30 protein-coding genes are annotated in these 23,249 nt (G+C 67.0%); 18 read left to right on the forward strand and 12 right to left on the reverse strand.

Annotation, left to right across the window (positions count from 1 at the left end; all coding sequences use genetic code 11):
* Positions 1 to 97: 97 nt before the first annotated feature.
* From ACPT9U_RS05830 to moaE, 5 genes are all read left to right on the forward strand, one after another.
* Positions 98 to 2,059: an ATP-dependent DNA helicase gene (locus tag ACPT9U_RS05830; protein WP_435750188.1), complete on the forward strand. Its 1,962-nt coding sequence runs from the start codon at positions 98 to 100 to the stop codon at positions 2,057 to 2,059.
* Between the two features lie 77 nt (positions 2,060 to 2,136).
* A complete protein-coding gene (gene mobB, locus ACPT9U_RS05835) occupies positions 2,137 to 2,631 on the forward strand; it encodes a molybdopterin-guanine dinucleotide biosynthesis protein B (RefSeq protein WP_435750189.1) in 495 nt (164 codons plus the stop codon).
* Positions 2,628 to 3,833, forward strand: coding sequence for a molybdopterin molybdotransferase MoeA (locus ACPT9U_RS05840; protein WP_435750190.1), 1,206 nt, complete (start codon positions 2,628 to 2,630; stop codon positions 3,831 to 3,833). The genes mobB and ACPT9U_RS05840 overlap by 4 nt, the downstream gene beginning before the upstream one ends.
* Positions 3,834 to 3,893: 60 nt before the next feature.
* Positions 3,894 to 4,154, forward strand: coding sequence for a molybdopterin converting factor subunit 1 (gene moaD / locus ACPT9U_RS05845; protein ID WP_418364748.1), 261 nt, complete (start codon positions 3,894 to 3,896; stop codon positions 4,152 to 4,154).
* Between the two features lies 1 nt (position 4,155).
* Positions 4,156 to 4,671: a molybdopterin synthase catalytic subunit MoaE gene (gene moaE, locus ACPT9U_RS05850; protein WP_435750191.1), complete on the forward strand. Its 516-nt coding sequence runs from the start codon at positions 4,156 to 4,158 to the stop codon at positions 4,669 to 4,671.
* Between the two features lie 123 nt (positions 4,672 to 4,794).
* On the opposite strand, the gene ACPT9U_RS05855 is transcribed toward moaE, so the two are convergent.
* From ACPT9U_RS05855 to ACPT9U_RS05870, 4 genes are all read right to left on the reverse strand, one after another.
* Positions 4,795 to 5,301 carry a phasin family protein gene (locus tag ACPT9U_RS05855; RefSeq protein WP_435750192.1) on the reverse strand — a complete coding sequence of 169 codons (507 nt, stop codon included), beginning with the start codon at positions 5,299 to 5,301 and terminating at the stop codon, positions 4,795 to 4,797.
* A gap of 212 nt (positions 5,302 to 5,513) precedes the next feature.
* Positions 5,514 to 6,053: a TPM domain-containing protein gene (locus tag ACPT9U_RS05860; RefSeq protein ID WP_435750194.1), complete on the reverse strand. Its 540-nt coding sequence runs from the start codon at positions 6,051 to 6,053 to the stop codon at positions 5,514 to 5,516.
* The gene (locus tag ACPT9U_RS05865) at positions 6,047 to 7,066 is read right to left on the reverse strand and encodes a TPM domain-containing protein (protein ID WP_435750195.1); all 1,020 of its coding nucleotides are present in this window, start codon (positions 7,064 to 7,066) and stop codon (positions 6,047 to 6,049) included. The genes ACPT9U_RS05860 and ACPT9U_RS05865 overlap by 7 nt, the downstream gene beginning before the upstream one ends.
* 14 nt (positions 7,067 to 7,080) lie before the next feature.
* Positions 7,081 to 7,698, reverse strand: a complete 618-nt coding sequence (locus ACPT9U_RS05870; protein WP_435750196.1) for a LemA family protein — start codon at positions 7,696 to 7,698, stop codon at positions 7,081 to 7,083.
* Between the two features lie 161 nt (positions 7,699 to 7,859).
* Here ACPT9U_RS05870 and ACPT9U_RS05875 point away from each other — a divergent pair, with 161 nt between their 5' ends.
* Positions 7,860 to 8,195 carry a DUF2249 domain-containing protein gene (locus ACPT9U_RS05875; RefSeq protein ID WP_418364742.1) on the forward strand — a complete coding sequence of 112 codons (336 nt, stop codon included), beginning with the start codon at positions 7,860 to 7,862 and terminating at the stop codon, positions 8,193 to 8,195.
* Here ACPT9U_RS05875 and ACPT9U_RS05880 read toward each other — a convergent pair.
* The 4 genes from ACPT9U_RS05880 to ppk2 form a co-directional block, all read right to left on the reverse strand.
* Positions 8,192 to 8,401 carry a hypothetical protein gene (locus tag ACPT9U_RS05880; RefSeq protein ID WP_418364741.1) on the reverse strand — a complete coding sequence of 70 codons (210 nt, stop codon included), beginning with the start codon at positions 8,399 to 8,401 and terminating at the stop codon, positions 8,192 to 8,194. The two genes, ACPT9U_RS05875 and ACPT9U_RS05880, sit on opposite strands and share 4 nt — an antisense overlap.
* Positions 8,402 to 8,412: 11 nt before the next feature.
* Positions 8,413 to 9,753 carry a glutathione-disulfide reductase gene (gorA, locus tag ACPT9U_RS05885; RefSeq protein ID WP_435750197.1) on the reverse strand — a complete coding sequence of 447 codons (1,341 nt, stop codon included), beginning with the start codon at positions 9,751 to 9,753 and terminating at the stop codon, positions 8,413 to 8,415.
* Between the two features lie 106 nt (positions 9,754 to 9,859).
* The gene (locus ACPT9U_RS05890) at positions 9,860 to 10,426 is read right to left on the reverse strand and encodes a glutathione peroxidase (protein ID WP_435750198.1); all 567 of its coding nucleotides are present in this window, start codon (positions 10,424 to 10,426) and stop codon (positions 9,860 to 9,862) included.
* 175 nt (positions 10,427 to 10,601) lie between these two features.
* Positions 10,602 to 11,783 carry a polyphosphate kinase 2 gene (gene ppk2 / locus ACPT9U_RS05895; RefSeq protein WP_435750199.1) on the reverse strand — a complete coding sequence of 394 codons (1,182 nt, stop codon included), beginning with the start codon at positions 11,781 to 11,783 and terminating at the stop codon, positions 10,602 to 10,604.
* On the opposite strand from ppk2, the gene ACPT9U_RS05900 reads away from it, so the two are divergent.
* Positions 11,782 to 11,982, forward strand: a complete 201-nt coding sequence (locus ACPT9U_RS05900; RefSeq protein ID WP_418364737.1) for a hypothetical protein — start codon at positions 11,782 to 11,784, stop codon at positions 11,980 to 11,982. The genes ppk2 and ACPT9U_RS05900 overlap by 2 nt on opposite strands.
* Before the next feature lie 60 nt (positions 11,983 to 12,042).
* Entirely contained in the window at positions 12,043 to 12,987 is a 945-nt protein-coding gene (locus ACPT9U_RS05905; RefSeq protein ID WP_418364736.1) for an alpha/beta hydrolase, read from the forward strand.
* Positions 12,988 to 13,003: 16 nt separating this feature from the next.
* On the opposite strand, the gene ACPT9U_RS05910 is transcribed toward ACPT9U_RS05905, so the two are convergent.
* Together ACPT9U_RS05910 and xpt are read right to left on the reverse strand one after the other, a co-directional pair.
* Entirely contained in the window at positions 13,004 to 13,864 is an 861-nt protein-coding gene (locus ACPT9U_RS05910) for an HDOD domain-containing protein (protein WP_418364735.1), read from the reverse strand.
* Between the two features lie 91 nt (positions 13,865 to 13,955).
* On the reverse strand, positions 13,956 to 14,558 hold the full coding sequence (gene xpt / locus ACPT9U_RS05915) for a xanthine phosphoribosyltransferase (protein WP_418364734.1): 603 nt from the start codon (positions 14,556 to 14,558) through the stop codon (positions 13,956 to 13,958).
* A gap of 121 nt (positions 14,559 to 14,679) precedes the next feature.
* Here xpt and tadA point away from each other — a divergent pair, with 121 nt between their 5' ends.
* The 3 genes from tadA to ACPT9U_RS05930 are packed head-to-tail and all read left to right on the forward strand — an operon-like array spanning position 14,680 to position 16,101.
* Complete coding sequence (gene tadA, locus ACPT9U_RS05920; protein ID WP_435750200.1) at positions 14,680 to 15,144, forward strand: tRNA adenosine(34) deaminase TadA; 465 nt, start codon at positions 14,680 to 14,682, stop codon at positions 15,142 to 15,144.
* A 1-nt stretch (position 15,145) separates the two neighbouring features.
* Positions 15,146 to 15,625, forward strand: a complete 480-nt coding sequence (locus ACPT9U_RS05925; RefSeq protein WP_418364732.1) for a L,D-transpeptidase family protein — start codon at positions 15,146 to 15,148, stop codon at positions 15,623 to 15,625.
* Positions 15,622 to 16,101, forward strand: coding sequence for a GNAT family N-acetyltransferase (locus ACPT9U_RS05930; protein WP_435750201.1), 480 nt, complete (start codon positions 15,622 to 15,624; stop codon positions 16,099 to 16,101). Before ACPT9U_RS05925 ends, ACPT9U_RS05930 begins: the two co-directional genes overlap by 4 nt.
* On the opposite strand, the gene ACPT9U_RS05935 is transcribed toward ACPT9U_RS05930, so the two are convergent.
* Both ACPT9U_RS05935 and ygfZ read right to left on the reverse strand, forming a co-directional pair.
* On the reverse strand, positions 16,071 to 16,880 hold the full coding sequence (locus ACPT9U_RS05935) for an NRDE family protein (protein ID WP_435750202.1): 810 nt from the start codon (positions 16,878 to 16,880) through the stop codon (positions 16,071 to 16,073). The genes ACPT9U_RS05930 and ACPT9U_RS05935 overlap by 31 nt on opposite strands.
* Positions 16,881 to 16,902: 22 nt before the next feature.
* Positions 16,903 to 17,937 carry a CAF17-like 4Fe-4S cluster assembly/insertion protein YgfZ gene (gene ygfZ, locus ACPT9U_RS05940; protein ID WP_435750204.1) on the reverse strand — a complete coding sequence of 345 codons (1,035 nt, stop codon included), beginning with the start codon at positions 17,935 to 17,937 and terminating at the stop codon, positions 16,903 to 16,905.
* A gap of 188 nt (positions 17,938 to 18,125) precedes the next feature.
* On the opposite strand from ygfZ, the gene mltG reads away from it, so the two are divergent.
* The 7 genes from mltG (at position 18,126) to ACPT9U_RS05975 (ending at position 23,202) form a co-directional block, all read left to right on the forward strand.
* Positions 18,126 to 19,127: an endolytic transglycosylase MltG gene (gene mltG, locus ACPT9U_RS05945; RefSeq protein ID WP_435750205.1), complete on the forward strand. Its 1,002-nt coding sequence runs from the start codon at positions 18,126 to 18,128 to the stop codon at positions 19,125 to 19,127.
* 11 nt (positions 19,128 to 19,138) lie between these two features.
* Positions 19,139 to 19,810: a dTMP kinase gene (gene tmk, locus ACPT9U_RS05950; RefSeq protein ID WP_435750206.1), complete on the forward strand. Its 672-nt coding sequence runs from the start codon at positions 19,139 to 19,141 to the stop codon at positions 19,808 to 19,810.
* On the forward strand, positions 19,807 to 20,865 hold the full coding sequence (holB, locus tag ACPT9U_RS05955) for a DNA polymerase III subunit delta' (RefSeq protein ID WP_435750207.1): 1,059 nt from the start codon (positions 19,807 to 19,809) through the stop codon (positions 20,863 to 20,865). Before tmk ends, holB begins: the two co-directional genes overlap by 4 nt.
* Positions 20,862 to 21,227 (forward strand): PilZ domain-containing protein, encoded by a 366-nt coding sequence (locus ACPT9U_RS05960; RefSeq protein WP_435750208.1) that lies wholly within the window; start codon positions 20,862 to 20,864, stop codon positions 21,225 to 21,227. The genes holB and ACPT9U_RS05960 overlap by 4 nt, the downstream gene beginning before the upstream one ends.
* Positions 21,228 to 21,332: 105 nt before the next feature.
* Complete coding sequence (locus ACPT9U_RS05965) at positions 21,333 to 22,109, forward strand: TatD family hydrolase (RefSeq protein WP_435750209.1); 777 nt, start codon at positions 21,333 to 21,335, stop codon at positions 22,107 to 22,109.
* Positions 22,090 to 22,809 carry an ankyrin repeat domain-containing protein gene (locus ACPT9U_RS05970; RefSeq protein WP_435750210.1) on the forward strand — a complete coding sequence of 240 codons (720 nt, stop codon included), beginning with the start codon at positions 22,090 to 22,092 and terminating at the stop codon, positions 22,807 to 22,809. Before ACPT9U_RS05965 ends, ACPT9U_RS05970 begins: the two co-directional genes overlap by 20 nt.
* Before the next feature lie 51 nt (positions 22,810 to 22,860).
* Positions 22,861 to 23,202: a zinc ribbon domain-containing protein YjdM gene (locus ACPT9U_RS05975; RefSeq protein ID WP_418364722.1), complete on the forward strand. Its 342-nt coding sequence runs from the start codon at positions 22,861 to 22,863 to the stop codon at positions 23,200 to 23,202.
* The last annotated feature ends 47 nt before the right edge of the window (positions 23,203 to 23,249 follow it).

Below are 23,249 nucleotides of genomic sequence, written 5' to 3' on the forward strand. Positions count from 1 at the left end.
AGGAGCCGTGGGTGAGGAAACGCGATTCTGGGCGTGAATAGGCGTGCAGGGCCGAAACTGGGATAATGTACAGCTTGCTCCGAGCTACCGACGCATCATGTCCGACCCCACTCCGATCTTTGCCGCCGACGGTCCGCTTGCCACTGCCATCCCCGGCTTCCGCGCCCGTGCGCAGCAGATCGAGATGGCGCAGAAGATCGCCGAGGCGCTGCGCGACAACCGCGTGCTGGTGGCGGAGGCGGGGACGGGTACGGGCAAGACCTTCGCCTACCTGGTGCCCGCCCTGCTCGGTGGTGGAAAGGTCATCGTCTCCACCGGCACCAAGACCCTGCAGGATCAGCTCTTCAACCGCGACCTCCCCACGGTGCGCGCGGCGCTCAAGGTGCCGGTGTCGATCGCGCTGCTGAAGGGCCGCGCCAACTACGTCTGCCATTACCACCTCGAGCGCAACGCCCGCGACGGTCGTTTCCTCACCGCGCAGGATGCCGCCGACCTGCGCGCCATCGGCCGCTTCGCCCAGGTCACGCAGAGCGGCGACAAGGCCGAATGCACCGATGTGCGCGAGGACTCGCTGGCCTGGCTCGCTGCCACCTCGACGCGCGACAACTGCCTCGGCCAGGACTGCCCGCACAAGGAAGAGTGCTTCGTGATGCAGGCGCGGCGCAACGCGATGGAGGCCGACGTGGTGGTGGTCAATCACCATCTCTTCTTCGCCGACGTGATGTTGCGCGATGAGGGCATGGGCGAACTGCTGCCGGCGTGCAACGCGGTGATCTTCGACGAGGCCCACCAGCTACCCGAAACCGCGAGCCTGTTCTTTGGCGACAGCGTATCCACCGCCCAGGTGCTGGAACTGGCCCGTGACACGCGTTCCGAGACGGTGGCGGCGGCGCGCGACTGCGTGGCGATGATCGACCAGACCCGCAACCTGGAGAAGGCCGCGCGCGACCTGCGACTGGTGTTTGGCGCCGAGTCTGCGCGCATCTCCGCCGCGCAGGCTGCCGAGCAAGAGCACTTCGACGCCATGGTCGAGGCGCTGGAGAAGGCGCTGGCGGACTTCCATGCGGTGCTCGACACCCAGGCCGAACGCTCCGAGGGCCTGGGCAACTGCCTGCGCCGCACCGAGGAGATGGCCGAGCGGCTGACGAGCTGGCGCAAGCCGGAAGGCAGGGAGGTGATCCGCTGGGTCGAGGTCTTCTCCCAGTCGCTTGCGCTTAACGCGACCCCCCTGCACGTATCCGACGTGTTCAAGCGCCAGCTCGAAGGTCACCCGCGGGCGTGGATCTTCACCTCGGCGACGCTGGCGGTGGGCAAGGCCGACTTCGGCCACTACTGTCGCGAGCTGGGCCTGGCCTGGATGGATCCGCCTCCGCTCACCGCGGTGTGGGGCAGTCCCTTCGACTATGCGGAGCAGGCCCTGTTGTATGCCCCTGCCGGAATGCCCGAGCCGAACTCGCCCGACTACACCGAGCGCGTGGCGAAGGTCGCGCTGCCGCTGATTCGCGCCGCGCGCGGGCGTGCCTTCGTGCTGTGCACATCGCTGCGCGCGATGCGCCGTATCCACGAGCTCATCCTCGACGGTCTGCAGCAGAGCGGCGACGCGCTGCCGGTGCTGCTGCAGGGCGAGGGTTCGCGCACCGAGCTGCTCGAACGCTTCCGCCGTCTGGGCAATGCGGTACTGGTGGCGAGCCAGAGCTTCTGGGAGGGTGTGGACGTGCCGGGTGATGCGCTGTCACTGGTCGTGATCGACAAGCTGCCCTTCGCGCCGCCCGACGATCCGGTGCTCGCTGCGCGCGTCGAGCACATGCAGAAGCAGGGTCTGAGTCCCTTCGTACACCACCAGTTGCCGAAGACCGTGATCAACATGAAGCAGGGCGCCGGACGGCTGATCCGCACCGAGCGCGACCGCGGCGTGCTGTGCATCTGCGATCCGCGCATGATCGAGAAATCCTACGGCAAGGTCGTGTGGCGCAGCCTGCCGCCGATGCGGCGCACGCGCGCCGAAGCCGATGCGGTCGCGTTCCTCGAGAAGCTGCCGCCGCCCCGGGAGGGCGACTGAGCGGGGTCAAGGGTGAGGAGGGCCTCTCTGTTGTATCCTCTCGGGTCACGCAACTCCCAACCTTCCGTGGTTTCTCGATGAAAGTCTTCGGTTTCGCCGGCTGGTCCGGTTCCGGCAAGACCACCTTGGTGGAAAAGCTCATTCCAGAGTTCACTGCGCGCGGCCTGCGCGTGTCGGTGATCAAGCACGCCCATCACGGCTTCGACCTCGACAAGCCGGGCAAGGACTCGTGGCGTCATCGCGAGGCTGGGGCGACACAGGTCCTGATGCTGTCGAACGACCGCTGGGTGCTGATGCATGAACTCCGCGGCGCGCCCGAGCCCACGCTGGAACAACAGCTTCGCCTGCTCGAACCCTGCGACCTGGTGCTGATCGAAGGCTACAAGGCCGCCGCCGTGCCGAAGATCGAAATCCATCGCCCCGCGCATGGCAAGCCGCCGCTGTGGCCGGAGAATCCGCACGTGGTTGCGGTCGCCACCAACGGCGGGATCGACTGCCCGCTGCCGTGCCTGCCACTCGACGCGCCGGCCCCGATCGCAGACTTCATTCTCGATTACCTCAAGATCCAATGAACGCCAACATGCTTTCCTTCGATGAAGCCCACGAGAAGCTGCTCGGCTTCGTCCGCCCTGTGCGCGAGATCGAGCAGGTGGACACCATGTTTGCCGCGGGTCGTGTGCTTGCCGCGACGCAGTACTCGGCAATCAATCAGCCACCGATGGACAACTCCGGCATGGATGGTTACGCGCTACGCGCGGCCGACGTGCCTGTCGCGGGCACGCGGCTGCCGGTCAGCCAGCGCATCCCCGCAGGCTGCGTCGGCCACGAGCTTGCACCGGGCACAGCCGCACGCATCTTTACCGGCGCACCGCTGCCCCCGGGGGCCGACACGGTGGTGATGCAGGAACTGTGCGAGCATGCGGGCGAAGAGGTCCTGATCAACACCGTACCCAGGATCGGCGAAGCCGTGCGCAGGATGGGCGAGGACATCGCCTCGGGCGACGCCATCCTGCCTGCGGGCCTGCGCCTGACACCACAGGCCGTCGCCCTGGCGGCTTCGGTCGGGCTGGCGCAGCTGCCCGTGTATCGACGGGTGAAAGTGGCGATGTTCTCGACCGGTTCCGAACTCGTGATGCCGGGTGAGCCCTTGCCGCCGGGGGGCATCTACAACTCGAACCGTTTCATGCTGCGCGGACTGCTGGTCGCGCTTGGTTGCGAAGTGGAAGACTTCGGCATCGTGCCCGACCGCCTGGACGCCACGCGCGAGGTTCTGCGGCGTGCTGCCGAGGGCCACGATCTGATCCTGACCAGCGGTGGCGTGTCGGTGGGCGAGGAAGACCACGTCAAGCCCGCGGTGGAGGCAGAGGGCAGTCTCGACATGTGGAAGATCGCGATGAAGCCCGGCAAGCCGCTCGCTTACGGCCGTGTGCATGGCGCTGCCTTCATCGGCCTGCCGGGCAATCCGGTTTCGAGCTTCGTCACCTTCCTGATGATGGTGCGCCCCTTCCTGCTCGCCACACAGGGCGTGCGTGAGGTTGCGCCGGCCTCGATCCTGCTGCGCGCGGACTTCGACTGGCCCCGGCCCGATCGCCGGCGGGAGTTCCTGCGCGCACGCATGAATGCACAGGGCGGTGTGGAGCTCTTCTCCAATCAGGGGTCGGCGGCGCTCAACTCCACGGTGTGGGCCAACGGCCTGGTGGATATCCCGGCCGACACAGCGATCGTACGTGGTGAGAGCGTGCGCTTCCTGCCCTATGGCGACCTGATGCTCTGAGCCGCGCTGCGGCCGGCGCGCAACAACGATCGTGGACGAACACAGCGGACGAATACTGCAATGACGACGAAGGTGAAGCTTCTTTATTTCGCCAGCTTGCGCGAGGCGGTCGGGAAATCGGGTGAGGAACTCGAGTTGCCTGCCGGTGTTGAGACCGTGGGTGCATTGCGCGCCCATCTCGCGCAGCGCGGGGACGGCTGGCAGGCGCTCGCGGCGGGGCGCAATGTGCGCGCCGCGCTCAACCAGCACATGGTGGGCGCGGAAGCGGCCGTGGGCGCGGGGGATGAGGTCGCGTTCTTTCCACCGGTTACGGGAGGCTGAGATGGAAATGCGCCCGGAGGTCAGCGTGCAGGAAGCCGACTTCGACGTCGGCGGCGAGATGGCCGCGCTGAGCATGGATCGGAATGACGTGGGCGCCGTGGCGAGCTTCGTGGGCCTGGTGCGCGATGTCAATGACGGCAGCGGTGTGCGCGCGATGACGCTGGAGCACTATCCCGGCATGACCGAGCGCTCGCTGGAGGAAATCGTCGCGCAGGCGCGTGCGCGCTGGCCCCTGCTCGGCGTGCGCGTGATTCACCGCTACGGCCGGCTCGAGCCGGCCGACCGCATCGTGTTCGTGGGAGTCGCCAGCGCCCATCGCGGTGCGGCCTTCGCTGCCTGTGAATTCATCATGGATTACCTGAAGACACGGGCGCCGTTCTGGAAGTGCGAGGAAACCCCGAACGGTGCGCGCTGGGTCGACGCGCGCGAGGCGGATGATTCCGCGGCGGCGCGCTGGGCGGAAGAAGGAGAAGGTGTGGACGACGTTTCCTGGGACGAGATCGAGCAGCGACGTTGAACGCACCTGCGCTGCACGCGGCCCGGGCAGTGACTGGGCAGACGTGAAGACGGCGCCCGCAGGCGCCGTCTTTCGGTCCGTCTCACCCGTAAGCGGGTTGCCGGGGCTTCCGCCCTGCGAGGCTCAGCGGCGGCCCTTGCCGGCCTGCTGCGTGAAGGACTGGAAGGCCTCGGTCGAGGCGCGGGTCATCTGCTCGAAGGCGGCGCGGGTGGTATCCATCGCGGTCTGCATCGCACCCAGTGCGTTCTGGTCAGCGATCGGCATGCCCTTGAACATCTTCTGCATGGCCTCGAACATGTCGGCGCTACCGGTGCTCAACTGCTCGCCGATGAGCTTGCCGAACTCCGCCTGCGTGGCCGCGGTGATCTCGGTGATCTGGCGTGCGCAGGCAAGCATCTGCTCGGTGGTGTTCTGCGCGAAGTGCGCACGCATGTCCATCATGCTCTTCGGGTCCTTCGCCGCGGTCAGCGCCCGGGCGTTCTCGACGCCCTCCTCGAACAGACGCTTGGCAGCGTTGACCTGGATCTCCATGATGCGCTGCGAGTTTTCGATGGACATCTGGGCCAGGCGCATGGCGGCCTCGAGGTTTTTCTTCTGAAGTTCGTTCATCTGGTCTTGCTTGCTGGCCATAAGGTCCTCTCCACTCGCTTGAATGATTGGTTGCTGTGATCTCGGACGTTTATGCACACCGTTTGTTCCGGCGCCAGCGGTCTTGGTGCCGCAGCGAACGTCCTAGCTTCACAATAGCACAAGCGATGCCGCATTCCGCCGGGACTGCAGTTGGCGTGGGAAATCCGGCTTGAATGTCGCAATGCAGCAACAATTTCTGCCGCGGGATTCGCTCAGTGGATCATCGGCCGGTTCGGCAGGCCCGCATCCGGCGCAGGTGGCTTGCCCGAGCGTGGGTAGTGCCGCTGCAGGCAGGCTCCGACATCCTCGATGGCGAGCAGCAGCGCCTGCTCGACTTCGCCGTCCCGGCAGCAGCGCCCGATTGCCCCGACCAGATCGTTCCAGTGCGTCGCTCCGGTCGCACGTGTCAGTCCGCGGTCGGCGACGATCTCGATGCGATGCTCGGCCAGCAGCAGGTAGATCAGCACGCCGTTGTTGTTTTCAGTATCCCAGACGCGCTGCTTGCCGAAGAGCGTGATGGCGCGGTCCCGCACCACCCCGGAAAGGGGCTCGCCGTGCAGGAGGTGGCGCCACAGGTAACTGGGCGGCAGGCTCGCCTCCACACAGACGCAGATTTGTCCACTGTGGGTGGCTTCGCTCTGTGCGATGCGGGCCTCCAGCCGGCCGTTCGCGGCCTCGTCGAGGGCGCGTCGTGCGTCTCCGGCGTCCAGCCAGAGGTGGCGGAGCAGGCGACGCAACTTCTCCGTCACCATCTCCCCGATGCTCCCCCGCCACCGAAGCTGCCCCCACCCCCGGAGCGGAAGCCGCCACCGCCACTGAATCCTCCACCTCCGAACCCGCCCCGGCTGCGGATGACCGGGCCGCCGCCCGCGTGGGGTGGTCCGCCGCGCCCGCTGGCGCCTACGCCAAGGACGAAAACGAGGACCACGGCAAGCACGGCGCCGACGAGGGCGAGCAGCACGCTCGCGGTCAGCACATGCACGATCAAGCCGGTCGCACCGCCGGTGAGAAGGGCACCCAGCTTGCGGCCGAAGTTGCTGACAAGCACGGCCCCGAGCATGGGGACGATGACGACGAACAGGGCACCGATGTCTTCCAGCGCACTGCTCGGTGCGTCGTCCAGCCTGGGTTCGGGCAGCGGCAGGGCTTCGCCACGGATCAGCGCGAACAGCGCATCCACGCCGGCATCGATTCCTGCCGCGTAGCCGCCGCGGCGAAAGGCGGGGGCAATGACGTCGTCGATGATGCGCCAGGCGGCGAGGTCGGGAATCGCGCCCTCGAGCGCACGTGCGACCTCGATGCGGATCCTGCGATCCGTCGTGGCAATGACCAGCAGTACGCCGTCGCCGACATCACGACGTCCTATCTCCCAGGTATCCGCAGCGCGAAACGCGAACGCTGCGATGTCTTCGGGAGCGGTCGTCGGCAGCAGCAGAACGACGATCTGGCTGCCGCGCTCGGCTTCGAAGGTGGCGAGCTTCTGTTCCAGCGCGCTGCGTTCCTCCGCGTTCAGCGCGCTGCTCTGGTCGATCACGCGTGCATTCAGCGGCGGAACCGGCTGCAGGGGTTCGGCGTGCACGCAGGTCGGCCAGATGACGACGAGAAGTGCGAGCAGCGGGGCGAAAAACAGTGCGAACATGGGGGTGTGCAGCGGCGTGAGCAGTAGGGCGAGACGGCGTCCGGGGTCCGGACGACGCCGCCTCGCGCGGCGGCCCTGCTGGAGCGCAGCGATGTCGGGCTGCCGAGTCAGACCTGGATCGGGCATGCGCGCGCGCCCGTTCAGCGCTTGTCCTGGCTACCGAAGTCCACACGCGGCGGAGTAGCGATCTCGGCCTCGTTGGCGACGGTGAAGCCCGGCTTGGGTTCGTAGCCGAACAGCATCGCGGTGAGATTGCTCGGGAAGCTGCGTGCGAGCACGTTGTAATTCCTGACTGCCTCGATATAGCGGTTGCGCGCGACGGTGACGCGATTCTCGCTGCCTTCGAGTTGCACGCGCAGATCCTGGAAGCCCTGGTTGGCCTTCAGGTTGGGGTAGTTCTCCGACACGGCGAGCAGGCGAGACAGCGCGCTGCCAAGCTGCCCTTGGGCTGCCTGGAAGCGCTCCACGGCTTGCGGATCCTGCAGCATCTCTGGCGTTACCTGGATGGCGGTCGCCCTGGCGCGGGCCTCGATCACCCGGCTCAGGGTCTCCTGCTCGAAATCCGCCTCGCCCTTGACTGTCTCCACCAGGTTGGGGATCAGGTCGGCGCGCCGCTGGTACTGGTTCAGCACCTCGGACCAGGCGGAGCGGGTTTCCTCGTCCAGACGCTGGAAGTCGTTGTAGCCGCACCCACCCAGTCCGAGCGAGGCGGCCAGGGCGAGGAGGGCAAGGTAGTGTCGGATCGGCGCTGGGCGCATGATGTGTTCCCGGGGAGTGCTGAGTGGATGAAGACTACTTTAGCAGCAAGAGCAGTTTTTTTGTCCTTGCTCAAGGTCCGTTCCTGCTGGCGGGGATAGGATCTGTTCGCTGCGATTCCGGCCGCAGTCCGAGACCGGACCTCTTCGATGGAAGACCCCCGATGTTCCAGAACGCTGTTCACCCCTTTGATGCGCGCGGCGTCGCCAAGCGCTTCCGCCATGCCGCGATCTTCGGTGCGCTCGAGTCGCTCGAGGACGGCGAAGTCATGCGCTTCGTGAATGACCACGATCCGCTGCCGCTGCTGAACCAGATCCAGCAGCGCTACGGCAAACAGGTCGGTATCAATTATGTCGAGCGCGAGCCCGGCAACATCGTCATCGACTTCACCATCCAGCTCGGTGCCGAAGCTGCAGCGGGTGCCCCCGCAGCGGCTGCAGCCGTCGCCGGCCATGGCGGTGGCTGCGGTGGCGGTGGCGGCCACGGCTGCTGCTCCTAAGCCTTTCCGTACTTGCGGAAGACCGCGCGGGCATCGGCCTGCGCGCGTTCCAGCGTGCAAATGGACGGATCGTCGTCATGCCCGCTGAAGAACCCGTCCTCCTGGGCGGCCATCACCAGTTTGATGGCCGCCTTTTCATTTTGGTCGAAGCGCTCGTAGAGCAGGGTTGCAACCTCGTCCAGATGTTGCTCGTACGTCATCGGCATGGGTTGCTTCCTCAGCGCAGGGTGACGAACTCTTCCGCGCTGGTCGGATGGATCGCCACAGTGTTGTCGAAGTCTGCCTTGGTTGCGCCCATCTTCACCGCTACCGCAAAGCCCTGCAGCATCTCGTCCGCACCGTCGCCGATTGCATGGGCGCCGACAATACGCTCCTCGGGGCCCGCGCATACGAGCTTCATCGCAGTCTTGGGGCGATGTTCGGTCAGGGCGTGGTACATCGCAGTAAACCGGGTCACGTAGGTCTTCACGGTGTCGAAGCGCGCGCGTGCGGCCTCTTCGGTGAGGCCGACGGTGCCGATCGCCGGGTGGCTGAAGACCACGCTCGGGATGTTCTCGTACTCCAGCCTGCTGTCCGTCTGGCCGAGGAAAAGCCGCGCCGCGAGCCTGCGTCCGGCCGCGATCGCCACCGGCGTGAGCTCCGCGTGACCGGTGATGTCGCCGATGGCGTAGATGCCGGCGGCGTTCGTATTCTGGAAGGCGTCGACGGGAATCACGCCATCGTCCCGTACGCCGACTCCCGCAGCAGCCAGGTTGAGCGCATCGGTGTTCGGTCGGCGACCGGTCGCCCAGACCAGCGCATCGACCTCCAGCACCTTGCCGTCGCGGCACGCGACGCGCAGTGCGCCGTCTGCGGTGCGCTCGATGGCGGCGACCTGCGTCCCGAAATGGAGGCGGACACCGTCTTCCTGCATCTGCACTGCGAGCTCTTCGCGCAGGAGTGCGTCGAAGTTCTTCAAGAGCCGATCGCCGCGCACAAGCAGATTCACCTCGGAGCCCAGTCCTGCGAAGACCCCTGCGAGTTCCACCGCGATGTACCCGGCGCCGACCACTGCAACACGGCGCGGTTGCGTCTCGAGCGCGAAGAAGCCGTCCGAGTCCATGCCCAGCCCGGCGCCCGGGATGTCCGGCGTCACCGGCTTGCCACCGGTGGCAAGGACGATGTGCGGTGCGCTGAAACGCTCGCCATTCACCTCGACCGTGCCCGGTCCGGTGAAGCGCCCGAAGCCGCGCGCCACTTCCACGCCGGATTTGTCGAGCATGCCCGCGTAGATGCCGTTCAGCCGTTCGATGTAGGCGTCGCGTCGCTGCTTGAGCGCATTCCAGTCGAAGCGTGTTTCACCCACGGTGAAACCATAGCCAGGAGCGTCGCGCATGGCCTGGGCGATGCTGGATGCGTACCACATGACCTTCTTGGGCACACAGCCAACATTGACGCAGGTGCCGCCCAGGCGGGCGCCTTCGATCAGCAGAACCCGCGCGCCATACTCGGCTGCGCGCCGTGCCGTGGCCACGCCACCGCTGCCGCCACCGATCGCGATCAGATCGTATTCCTTCATGCATTCTCCCTGCTTGTTCTCTTGTCCTCGCGGCCGGGGTGCATGGTGCACCTCGGCGATCACCAAGGGGACTCTATCGTGTTTCGCGCGTCGCGGCAGCGGGCGATTACAGCACCTTTTCGATCGCGGCGATCACTTCAGGGGCGTCCGGCTTGACTTCGCTCGGGAAGGCGGCGACCACGCGCCCGTTGCGATCGATCACGTACTTGTGGAAATTCCATTCCGGCGCCGAGGACTGGCGCGCGATCTCGCGGAAGATCGGGTGCGCGGCCTCGCCGGTCACCGGGATGGGCGCGTACATGTCGAAGGTGACGCCGAAGTTCTCGAAGCAGACCTCCGCGGTCTTCGCCTCGTCGTCCGCTTCCTGGCGGAAGTCGTCGGACGGAAAGCCAGCGACCTTCAGCCCCTTGTCCTTGTAGCGCTGGTGCAGCGTCTCGAGCTGGCGGAACTGGCGAGTGAAGCCGCAGTGGCTCGCGGTGTTGACCACCAGCACCGGATGCCCTGCGTAGCGCTCGGCGAGCTGCACGACTTCGTCGGCGTGCAGACGGCGCAGGCTGTGGTCAAAGAGGTTGTCCGTGACGTCCGCTGACTGGGCGAGAACGCTTGTGCCGGCCAGTGCGAGGGCAACGAGCGTCGCGGAACGAGGAAGGCGTCGAAGAGCGGTGCGCAGCATGGTCATGGTCTCCGTGGAAGGTGTCGTATGGACCCGCGCGAGCCGATCCGGTTCGCCGCACGCTACATGCGGGCCGTACTGTCGCCGTCATTGTCACTTGCGCTGATGCGATCAAGGGCCAGCGCTGCGGGTCGATACGCGGAGAGCCCGCCTTGTGGGCGGACTCCAAGCGCGTTCACAGCAGCGCAACGTCCTTCTCGCCACGTTCATACACCACGTTGGCGCGCCCCACCAGAAGCGGGTCCAGGGCACCGATCTGTTCGAGGTTCTTGTTGGTGTAGGGCAGCTTGTGCAGTACATAGCGCAGGGCGTTGAGGCGTGCGCGCTTCTTGCAGTCGGACTTGACAACTGTCCACGGTGCGTCGGCGGTGTCGGTGTAGAAGAACATCGCTTCCTTGGCCTTGGTGTAGTCGTCCCACTTGTCTAGCGAGGCGAGGTCGATGGGGGACAGCTTCCACTGCTTGAGTGGGTGCGACTCGCGTTCGCGGAAGCGGCGGCGCTGCTCGTCGCGGCTTACCGAGAACCAGAACTTGATCAGGTGGATGCCGCTGCGCACGAGGTTGCGTTCGAACTCCGGCACCTGGCGCATGAACTCGTTGTACTCGTCGTTGCTGCAGAAGCCCATGACGCGCTCTACGCCGGCGCGGTTGTACCAAGAGCGGTCGAACAGCGCGATCTCGCCGGCGGTGGGCAGGTGCTGGATGTAGCGCTGGAAGTACCACTGGCCGCGCTCGGTTTCGGTCGGCTTCTCCAGCGCCACCACATGTGCGCCGCGCGGATTCAAGTGCTCCATGAAGCGCTTGATGGTGCCGCCCTTGCCGGCGGCGTCGCGCCCCTCGAACAGGATCACCACGCGCTGACCCGTCTCCTTGACCCAGGCCTGGAGCTTCAGCAACTCCACCTGCAGGCGGTACTTCTGCTTCTCGTAGGCCTTGCGCGACATCAGGTTGCGGTAAGGATAGCCACCCTGGCGCCAGTCGGGTGCAAGCTCGTCGTCGGGGTCCTGTTCCTTGCCCTGAGTGCGGTCGGCGCGCATCAGGGCGCTACGCAGCATGTGGATGTCGTCTGGTGATGCACCGGACAGGATCGCTTCCAGAGTGCGCAGCTTGTCTGCGGCGCTGCGCTCCGCCTCGTGTTGGAGGATGTCGCTGACAGCGACGATCTTGGCGTCCTGCGCTGCAGCGATGGCCTCGTCTACCTCGAAGCGCTCGATCTCGGCCGTGTCGAGGGCGGGTGCAACGTCGCCGTCGCGAGCCTTGCGAGTCGGTGTGCGCCGGCGCGCCCTGGTGCTCTCGGCACGCACCGTGGTTTGCTGTCCGGAAGTGCCGGTTTCTTCTGCATGGTTGGATTTCGCCATGAATTTCCTCCTGATAGATCAGGATAAATTCTATGCCCTTAGCGATTGCCCGCGGATGGACTTTCGATCGATCTTCTTTCTGCCTGCGATGCAATGCATGTATCCGGGGCTTCGCAGGCTGGGCGATTGGTCAACTGATGTGCGCTGGCGGCTCATCGCGCCGGCAGGTCGTTCGGCGCGGTGGACGCTGCGCGGGTAGAATTGCGCGCCTTCAATCCGCTACCGACCCTGCCGCGCGCAGTGTCGCTTCTCCGACTTCATGCCTTTGACACCCGAGACCCGATCCCTGCTCGACATGGCCTACCGTGTCGGTGCCCCCCGTTTCCATGAGCTGTCGCCGGCGCAGGCGCGCCATTCCTTTCAGAAGCTGCAGTTCGCCTTCCGGCCCGAGGCTCCGGCGGTGGCTTCTGTGACCGAGGTGCCGATTCCGCGCGGCGATGGTTCGGCCCTGCTGGCGCGCTTCTACCGGCCGCTTGCCAGCCACCGGGACGAGGTGCTACCGCTGCTGATCTACCTGCACGGGGGCGGCTGGTGCGTTGGAGACGTGCCCAGCTACGACGTGCTGTGCCGCGAGCTCGCCAACGGGTCGGACTGCGCGGTGCTGTCGGTCGACTACCGGCTCGCCCCCGAGCATCCCTTTCCGGCTGCGGTGGAGGATGCGCGCCTGGCCTTTGACTGGTGTGCCGGGAATGCCGGCCTGCTCGGTGTGGATGTTGAGCGGATCGCGCTTGGTGGCGACAGCGCGGGGGGCAACCTGTCGCTGGTGACTGCGCTGGATTTGCGCCAGCAGCCGACGCGACCCGTGTTCCTGATGCTCGTCTATCCGAGCACCGAGATCCTCAGTGCGCGCCCTTCGCGCGCGCGTTACGCCGACGGCTACTTCCTCGATCTCGAGACGCTGCAGTGGTTCTTCGAGCGCTATCTTCCCGAAGGCAATACGGAGGACTGGCGTGCCTCGCCGATGCGCGCCGCATCGCTGGCGGGGCTGCCGCCGATGCTACTGATCGCTGCAGAATTCGATCCGCTGGTCGATGACTGCGCTGCCTTTGCGCAACGCGCGGTCGCTGAGGGCGGCATGGTCGAACACCACGTCTTCGAAGGCGTGGTGCACGGCTTCTTCACGCTCGGCAAGCTGTTCCCAGAGTCGGGGCGGGCCGTGGCGCTGGCGGCGCAGGCGCTTCGCCGCGCCCTGCGGGGCGACTGAGTCTCGTGCCGCCCCTTCAGTCGCTCACTGCCGAAATGAGTTCGAGGCGGGTTTCGCGCGCTTCGGCCACCAGCGGCTCGAACTCGCTGGCGCCGACCTCGCCGAGGCTTGCATCGCGAAGCTCCGGCCGGTTCTGAATGCCGAGCAGACTGTCGAAGGGGTTGGGCGTCTCCGCGGCGAGCGTGGCGAGGTGGAGGACGTCGTTGAGTGCGACCGGCGGCCATGCGGTGATTGCGATCGGATCGCTGGTGCAGGCGTCGATGATCACCTCGGGCATGCCGAAATCCTCGAGGATGGCGCCGCGCACCGGATCGTCCCAGACCGCGACGGCCTCTGCGAAACGGCCCATATCGCTTTCCAGTGCCGGGTAGCGGGCTGCGCGCGCGAGCAGGAAGAACTGCCCGATGTCGAGCACCAGGCCGGCAAGCATCGCGGCGTCTGCGTCACGGCGGCCAAGGTGATGCGCGAACGCGCAGGCCCAGGAAGCGACGTCCACCGAATGCATCCACAGCCCGGTCGCGATCAGGCGCATCTGGCGGGAGCGGTGGTCGCGGGCAACCTGTTCCGCCGCTACGGCGAAGGCCAGGCAGCGCAGCGTGGACAGGCCGATACGCCCGATTGCCTGGGGCAGTCCCGTGATCTCGCCACGGTAGGGGTTCATCGACAGGGTGTTTGCCATGCGGATGACCTTGGCCGCGAGCACCGGCTCGGCACGGACGGCTGCGGTAATGTCGCTGAGCGAGCTGTCCGGGTCGTCGGCGAGCTTCTTGATCCGCAGCGACAGGTCGAATACGGTCGGAAAGCTCAGTGCGCCTTCGCGCAGTTCCTCTTCAACCTGCTGCGAGAAGGCATCGAGTTGCGACTGGAAGTCATCCATGGCCAGGGTCCGGTTCAAAGAGTGATGTGAGTGTAAGCGCACACGTGCGCTTGCGGGCATGCCGTCGCCCACGTTCGCAACGTTTGCGTGCTCAGGGCTGGGTCAGGACGACGCGGCCGTTCTCGAGGGCTTCGACCTGGGCGAGCGTGCAGACCGGCACGCCCAGCGCCTCGATCGTTGCATGGCCCTTCTTGAAGCGTTTTTCCACGATGAAGCTTGCTGCCAGTACCTGGGCGCCGGCTTCCCGCGCCATCTCGACCAGCGCCACCGCGGTGCGGCCATTGGAGAGGAAATCGTCGACGATCACCACGCGGTCGGTGGGGAGCAGGTAGCGCTGCGAGAGCACCAGCTTGGTCTCGCCACCTTTGGTAGGGGACGGGATGACGCGCGCGATGGCGGGCGACTCGACCTCGGGTGCGTACTTCTTCGCGTACACCAGCGGCAACTCGAGTGCCTGTGCCACGACGAGGCCGGGCGCGATGCCGCTGGCCTCGGCAGTCAGCACGACCGTGGGCTGGAACTGTGCGAGCCGCTTTGCGAGCTCATTGCCCATCTCGGTGATGAAACGGGGTTCGATGCGGTGGTTCAGGAAATGGTCGATCTTGAGGATCTGGTCGCCGATCACGGTGGCTTCGGCTTCGATCCTTCGCACCAGCGGTGCGTAGGGGCGGATGAGGTCAGGGTCGACAATCATGGGCAGGTCCGTAAACTGAAAACGCCCCTCTGCCGGGGGCGGATTGCGCGGATTTTAGCGCGCGGATGAGGTGCGCGGGTGTTCGGGCTAGAATTCCGCCATCCCGATAGCGATGCAAGCGATGAACGACGAAGACTACATGCGCGCCGCCCTGGAGCAGGCGCGCGAGGCCGGTGCCTGTGGCGAAGTCCCCGTGGGGGCGATCGTCGTGTACGAAGGAGAGATCGTCGGCCGCGGCTTCAACCAGCCCATCGGTCGACACGATCCGACCGCGCATGCCGAGATCATGGCGCTGCGCGATGCGGCTGCGCGGTTGGGCAACTACCGCCTGCCGGGCTGTGAACTCTATGTGACCCTGGAGCCCTGCGTGATGTGCACCGGGGCAATCATGCATGCGCGCATCGCGCGCGTGGTGTTCGGTGCCCGGGACCCCAAGACGGGCGTGGCGGGCAGTGTGCTCGATCTGTTCGCGGAAACCCGGCTCAACCACCATGCCCGCGTCGAAGGCGGTTTGCTGGCCGATGACTGCGGACACATGTTGTCGCGCTTCTTCGCGGCGCGACGCAACAAGACGCTGGTGGCCTGACATGCGCGCGCGCGTCGTGATCGGTGAACAGTTGCTGCACCTCTTCGGCGACGACGGGGCCTGCATCCGGCGTTACCCGATCTCCACCGCCGCCAGGGGGGCGGGCGAAGAGCAGGGCAGCCACTGCACGCCGCGCGGCCGCCACCGGGTGCGCGCCCGGATCGGTGCCGGTGCCGCCTGCGGTACGGTGTTTCGTGGTCGCAGGCCGACTGGTGAGCTGTGGACGCCCGGGTTTGCGGCAAGCCACCCTGGCCGTGACTGGATCCTGACCCGCATCCTGTGGCTATGCGGCGAGGAGCCCGGACGCAACCGCGGAGGGGAGGTCGACTCCATGCGCCGCTACATCTACATCCACGGCACCGGCGATGACCAGCCCATGGGCGAACCGCGTTCGCATGGCTGCGTGCGCATGCGAAACCGGGACATCATCGAACTGTTCGACCTGCTGCCGCCCGGGGCGCAGGTGGAGATCGTTGAATGAGCGAACAGGCTGATGTCGAACCCTTTTGCATCGAGGTCGCGGACTGGGCCGTGGCCGAGGCGCTGGTGATGCCCGTGCGCGAGGCGGTGTTCGTGTGCGAGCAGGGCGTGCCGCCCGAGATCGAGCGCGACGCCATGGATGCGCTCAGCCGACACGCCATCGCACGCGATGCCCACGGCCGGGTGGTCGGTACGGGCCGCCTGCTGCCCGACGGCCACATCGGACGCATGGCGGTGTCGGCCCCAGCGCGCGGCGCCGGCGTGGGTGGCGCGGTGCTGGGCGCTCTGGTCGAGGAGGCGCGGCGTCGGCGAATGTGCGAGGTCGTGCTCAACGCCCAGGTGCATGCGCTCGACTTCTATCGCCGGCATGGCTTCGAAGCCTTCGGCGAGGTTTTCATGGAGGCCGGCATCGAGCACCGCGCCATGCGGCGCGTGCTGCCCGCGGTTCAGTCGGTCGATCGTGCGGGAAAGTGGTGATCCACCCGGCCGAGCAGGGCGCCGTCGCGATCCCAGCTCCATTCGACGAAGCGCAGGTGTCCGTCCCGGGCCTGTAGCAGTACGCTGCTGCAGCGCGTGCCGTAACCGGGGGCACGAATGAAGGCGGGTGAGAGCCAGCGCTCCCATTCCAGACTCATGCCGGTAGCGGGCAAGTGCGGGTCGGGGGCGGGTGTGGGGTCGCGCAACAGGTCGAGCAGAGCGGTGATTGCGGCCTGTTCCGCGTGCCCTTGCGCATCGCCTGCGGCTTCATCGAGCAGAGGGATTGCTGCGGACAGGCCCGCGCGAGCCTTGACCAGCTTGGGCCAGGGCGTATCGAGGAGATGGTTCGACAGCCCGTAAATGCCCGGCGCCAGCATGTGCACCGCGCCGGTGGTGCTCTCGAGCACCCCGAGCCGGTGGCTGTCCGAGAGCATCAGGTTGAACCCTGCATACGCTTGCGCGCCTCGCGCCAGCGCCTGCAGCGCAGTCTCGGCGTCCGCCCCGTCCTCGAGCGCGCTGCGGACCAGCGCGCCGCGCGATGGCGCCCCTTCCATACGCTGGCTTGGATCACGGAAGTTCGTGAGCGCAGCGAAGCGCCCGCTTCGCGTCAGCCCCATCCACGTGCCGCCCGCCTCGAGATCACGGCCGGCAAGCAGCGCGGGCGATTCGGGCCACCAGTGCGCGGGCGCGGCTGGGCGGCTGAAAAACTCGTCCCGGTTGGCCGCGACGATCAGCGGGTATCGTGCGTGCGCCTGCCAGGCGAAGACGATCAGGCACACGGTGGCCGGGTTCCGGTGTCGCTCAGGCCAGCGCGTAGGGCAGGTCGAGCAGCGACAGGCGCGGGCCATCGGGTGCGCCGACGCGGACCTCGCCCGCCTCGGCGCTGCTGCACTGGAGCACCGCCAGCGCTTCGAAGCCGCCGTCGGCAGTGGGTGCGACGTTGACCAGCTTGCCGGCCGACTGCTCGCCGAAGTCCGGTGCGTACAGGTCCGTCCCCGGGCTGGCTTCGGTGCCCGCGGGCAGCGCGACCCGGTAGGTGCGCTTCTTGAGCTTGCCCAGATACTGCGTGCGCGCCACGATCTCCTGGCCGGGATAGCAGCCCTTGTGGAAGTTCACCCCGCCGATGAGTTCGTAGTTGAGCATCTGGGCGACGAACTCTTCCTGTGTGGCTGCGGTGATCAGCGGGAGTCCGGCACGAACCATGTCGAGCTGCCAGGCAGCGGTGCCGGCAGCGGTGGCCCCGGCCGCGCACGCAGCATCGAAAGCAGCGCCGGCGGTGGCAACCGGCGCGGCGAGCAGGTAGCGGGTCGGGCTCAGGCGGATGCAGCGCAGGCCGGCGTCGGTCACCGTCTGCTTCATGTCGGCTTCCGGCAGCAGGGCGCCGGCCCCCAGCGCGGCAGCGGCGGCGTCGGGGCCGGCCAGCCCGATGAGGGCGGTGTCCGCACGCGCGTCCGACAGCTTGACCTTGCTGCGCAGCACGTACATCGAGAGCTTCTTCAGGAAGGCCGGCAAGATGTCGGCCGAGAGCGCGAAGGCGTGGCCCTCGGGCTCGGACCACAGCAGGAAGCTCGCGATCATCCGGCCTTTGGGCGAGTTGAAGCTGTTCCACTCGGCGCCGTCTGCGGGCAGCTTCTTGACGTCGTTGGACACGAGGTTGTGCAGGAACTCGGCCGAGTCCGGGCCGACTGCGCGGAGGGTGCCCAGGTGCAGCAGCGGCACCGCGATGGTTCCGTCGGCGCTGCGCGCTTCGGTGGTGGCGTCGGCGAAAGAGGCAGAGCGGGCATCGTCGCCCAGGGTGGCGCCCCGGTGGGCGAGGTGGTCGGTCCAGGCTGTCATGGTCGGATCGTTTGGGTTCGGTTTTTGGTCGGATGTCGGGTCGTCGGGTCTAGCGGCAGCGAATTCTTGTTTGCGTGTTCTGTGGTATTTCGTCCCGCGGGGGACGCGCTGCACGATGAAGTATTATAGGCCCCCTCCGTGCGCCGGTCGCCCATGCTGCCGGCAGGGATTTTGCCCAGCAACCGCCGATGAAGCGTCTTTTTCTCAGCCTCCTTGTCCTGCTCGTCCTTGCCACGGCGTCCGTCGCCGGCGCAGGGTGGTGGTATGCCCACCGTTCGCTGCCCCTGTCTGCCGAGCGCGTCGATTTCACCATCCCGCGCGGTGTGGGCATGCGTCAGGCGGCGACGATCATCGAGCGCGCAGGCGTTGGCGTGGATGCCCGCGCGTTGGCGCTGATCGCGCGTATCGGCGATCGTGCGCACCGCATCAAGGCGGGCAGCTATGAGGTGCATGCGGGCATCACGCCCTGGCAGATCGTGCTCAAGCTCTCCGATGGCGACGTGACCCAGGGCGAGCTGGTGCTGCTCGAAGGCTGGACGTTCCGCCAGGTACGTCAGGCGCTCGAGTCCCATCCCGAGCTGGAGCCGGACAGCGCCGGGCTGAGCGACGCCGAGCTGCTCGCGCGCATTGGGGCCGCCGAGGCGCATCCCGAAGGCCTGTTCTTTCCCGACACCTACCTGTTCGACAAGCACAGCAGCGCGCTTGCGGTGCTGGAGCGCGCGTACCAGATGATGCAGGTGCGGCTCGAGCGCGCGTGGGGCGAGCGCGACCCGGCGCTACCGCTTGCCTCGCCCTATGAGGCGCTGATCCTGGCGTCGATCATCGAAAAGGAAACGGGTAGCGCAGCAGATCGTGCGCTCGTCGCCTCGGTGTTCGCCAACCGGCTGCGCATCGGAATGCGGCTGCAGACCGATCCGACGGTGATTTACGGCCTCGGCGAAGGCTTCGACGGCCGCCTGCGTCGCGTGCATCTGGACGCCGATCACCCCTGGAACACCTACACGCGCGCTGGGCTACCGCCGACGCCGATCGCGATGCCGGGCGAGGCCTCGCTGCGCGCCGCCGTCCAGCCGCAGAAAAGCGATTACCTGTACTTCGTCGCGCGCGGCGATGGCAGCAGCGAGTTCTCCCGCAACCTCGCCGACCACAATCGTGCGGTCAACAAGTTCATCCGCAAGCGGGGCGGATGATGCGACACGCCATGCACGCACAACGGGCATCTGCCGACATGCACCACGACACCTCTCCCGCGCCTGAGCGCGGCCGCTTCATCACCTTCGAGGGCATCGACGGGGCCGGCAAGAGCTCGCAGATTGCCGCCGTGGTCGCGCTGCTGCAGGTGGCCGGCATCGATGTGGACCAGACCCGGGAGCCCGGGGGCACCGCGTTGGGCGAGCGCCTGCGGGCGCTGCTGCTGCATGAGCCCATGCATCTCGAGACCGAGGCCATGCTGATGTTCGCCGCCCGCCGCGAACATCTTGCGGCCCGCATCGAGCCAGCGCTTGCTGCGGGCCGCTGGGTGGTGTGCGACCGCTTCTCCGATGCCACCTTCGCCTATCAGGTGGGCGGACGTGGTCTCGATCGTGCCAAGTTCGACGCGCTCGAGGACTGGGTCCATCCCGGGCTGCAGCCGGATCTAACCCTCGTGTTCGACCTCGAACCGGCCGTCGCTGCGGCGCGCGTGGCTTCGACCGGGGTCGCTCCGGACCGCTTCGAGCGGGAGCAGTGCGGTTTCTTCGAGCGTGTGCGCGAGGCCTATCTCGAACGCGCGCGCGGGGCGCCGCAGCGCATCTGCGTGATCGACGCCAGCCGCACGCCCGAGGCGATCCGGGCCGAGGTGGAGCGCGTCGTGCGCGAGCGCCTGCTGGCATGATCCACGCTTGGCTCCAGCCCTCCTGGCAGCGCCTCGTCGAGCTCGGCGAGCGTCTGCCGCATGCGCTGCTTTTCGTCGGTCCCCCAGGGCTCGGCAAGCGGGAACTGGCCGAGGCGCTCGCCGCCAGACTGCTGTGCGATGCGCCGAGGCCCGACGGTCATGCCTGCGATCACTGCGAACCCTGTCAGTGGCGTCTGACCGCCAATCACCCCGACCTGATGCGGGTGGTGCCGGAGGCCGATGCCGCCGCTGCGCGCGCCGAGGGCGAAGGTGAGCTCTCGCCGCGCGAGGCAGGAGGCAAGTCCGCGTCGGAGCAGATCCGCATCGAGCAGATCCGCGACCTGCAGTCGGCGCTGAGCATCACCGGGCACCATGGCGCCCGCCGCGTGGTGGTCATCGATCCGGCCGAAGCGATGAACCCCTTCACCGCCAACGCGCTGCTCAAGCTGCTCGAGGAGCCGCCCGAGGGCTGCGTGTTCCTGCTCGTGTCGTCTGCGCCGCGCCGGCTGCTGCCCACGATCCGCAGCCGCTGCCAGCAGTGGCACTTCGCGCGCCCGGACGAAGCCGCGCTGGCGCACTGGTGGGCGCATGCTGACAAGGAGGTGAAGGCATTGCTGGCGGTGGGTGGAGGCATGCCGCTGGCGGCCGAACGCCTGGCGCGCAGCGGCGGCGCAGCGATGCTCGCGCGCTTCGTACGCGACCTTGGCGGCCTGGAGGCGACCGGGGCGCTGCGCCTGGCGGGGCAGTGGGAAAGCTGGCTGAAGTCGAAGGAGGCGATGGCGGCCGGCTTCGGGCTACCCGAGCTCACCGACTGGATGCTGCGCTGGGTAGGCGATCTCGCTGCCCTGCGGATGGGGGGGCGCGTGCGCTTCTTTCCCGCACAGGAAGGCGTACTCGCTGCGCTGGCCAGCCGCACGAGCGTGGCCGCGGCAAGCGCCTGCTACAATGAGCTCCTTCAGATCCACAAGGTATCGCGCCATCCGCTCAGTCTGCGCCTGGTGCTCGAAGACATGCTCATGCGTTACGCCCGTGCCATTGCCGGAGCCCGAGGATGACCGAAGCTGCACGTCCTGCCGTTGCCCGCCCGAGCGTTCTGTCGCTCAACATCAGCTCTAAGGCTGCGCTGTATGCGGCGTACATGCCTTTCCTGGTCCATGGCGGCATCTTCGTGCCCACGCCGAAGACCTACAAGCTTGGCGACGAGGTTTTCCTGTTGCTGCAACTGCTGGACGACCCCACCCGCCACCCGGTCGCGGGCAAGGTGGCCTGGCTTACACCGCAGGGAGCCCAGGGGGGCAAGACACAGGGGATCGGCGTGCATTTTTCCGATGACGATTCTGGCAAGGGCTTGCGCGCGCGGATCGAACAGGTGCTGGCGGGCCACCTGAACTCGACCCGCCCCACCCATACGCTTTGACGCTGCCGGAGCGCGCCACGCGCGCCGCTCCGGTTTCCGCCCGGCGTCCCGGCGAGCACTTCGTACGGGAGCGCGCCGGGACACTCACCGACCTGCAGGAACCGGATGTTCGTCGATTCACATTGTCACCTCGATTTCCCAGACCTGATCAGCCGTGAGGACGCGTTGCTCGCCAACATGGCGGCGAACGGTGTCGGTGCGGCGCTCTGCATCAGCGTCAAGCTGGAGGATTTCCCGCGCGTGCGTGGGCTTGCCGAGCGGCACGCCAACCTGTGGGCCTCGGTGGGCGTTCATCCCGACAATGCGGATGTGGAGGAGCCCGACCTCGCGCGGCTGATCGAGCTTGCCGATCATCCACGGGTGGTGGCGATCGGGGAGACCGGGCTCGACTACTACTGGCAGAAGGATGCGCCCGAGTGGCAGCGCGAACGCTTCCGCGTGCACATCCGCGCCGCGCGCGAGACGGGCAAGCCGCTGGTCATCCACACCCGCAGCGCCGCCGAGGACACCGTGCGCCTGATGCGTGAGGAAAACGCGGGCGAGGCGGGCGGCGTCATGCACTGCTTCACCGAGCGCTGGGAGGTGGCCGAGGCGGCGCTCGAGCTCGGCTTCTACATCTCCTTCTCGGGCATCGTCACCTTTCGCAACGCGAAGGAGCTCAAGGAGGTCGCCCGCCGCGTGCCGCTCGACCGCCTGCTGATCGAAACCGATTCGCCCTATCTCGCGCCGGTGCCGCATCGGGGCAGGACCAACGAACCGGCCTGGGTCGTGCATGTGGCCGAGGAGATCGCCCGTCTGCGCGAACTGCCGCTGGCCGCCATCGAACAGGCCACCACCGACAACTTCTTCCGGCTTTTCCATCATGCACAAAGACCTGCCTGAAACGCCCGCCAGGGTTCGGCCCGCGCGCAGGCTGATCGCTGCCACCTTGCTGGCCGCCGGCACGCTCTGCTCCTGCGCAGCGATCGCGGGCAGCTACGACGATGCGCTCGATTCGGCGCGTCTAGGCGACACGCGCCAACTCACCGGCCTGCTCGACCGGGGTATCGATCCGGACACTGTCGATCCGCAGGGCAATTCGCTGCTGATCCTCGCTGCGCGGGAGGGCCAGGCGGACACCGTGGCGGCTTTGCTGAAGTATCGCGCTCGTGTCGATTACCGCAACCTTGCCGGCGATTCGGCCTTGATGCTTGCGGTGCTGCGTGGGCACGAGGCAGCGGTTCGCGTGCTGCTCAAGGCGGGAGCCCGCGTCGAACACGAAGGCTGGACGCCACTGCACTATGCCGCCTTCGAAGGGCGGGAGAACATGCTTGATGCCTTGTTCGCTGCCGGTGCAAACGTCAATTCGCCGGCGCCGAACAAGGCCACGGCGCTGATGCTCGCCGCGCGCAACGGTCACGTCGGCGTGGTCCGCCGTCTGCTGGCGATGCCGCAGACGGACCTCAATGCGCTCAACGACGTCGGCTTGTCCGCCGATGCGTGGGCGCTGCAAGGCAAGAACACCGAGATCGCCGAGCTCATCCAGGCCGAACGCAAGCGTCGCGGCCTGCGTCCGCCGGCGATCAAGCTCACGATCGAGTGAGCCCGACCATGAGGCGCCTGCGCCCCATTCATATCCAGTGAAGGAAACAGCATGAGCAGTCTGCCCAGGTGCCCCGCCTGCAACTCCGAATACACCTATGAGGACGGTGACAACTACGTCTGTCCCGAGTGCGCCCACGAGTGGCCCCGCAAGGCGGGCGCCGAGGCCGAGGAGGCGGGCAAGGTGTGGAAAGACGCCAACGGCAACGTGCTGCAGGATGGCGACAGCGTCACGGTGATCAAGGACCTCAAGGTCAAGGGCTCGTCCCTGGTGGTGAAGGTCGGCACCAAGGTGAAGAACATCCGCCTGGTCGAGGGTGATCACGACATCGACTGCAAGATCGACGGTATCGGTGCGATGAAGCTGAAGTCGGCGTTCGTGAAGAAGAACTGAAGCCGCGCCTGTCCGGCGAGACGAATGCAAAAGGGCCGCGCAAGCGG

Source organism: Thauera sp. AutoDN2 (genome assembly GCF_051280715.1).
Taxonomy (GTDB): Bacteria; Pseudomonadota; Gammaproteobacteria; order Burkholderiales; family Rhodocyclaceae; genus Thauera.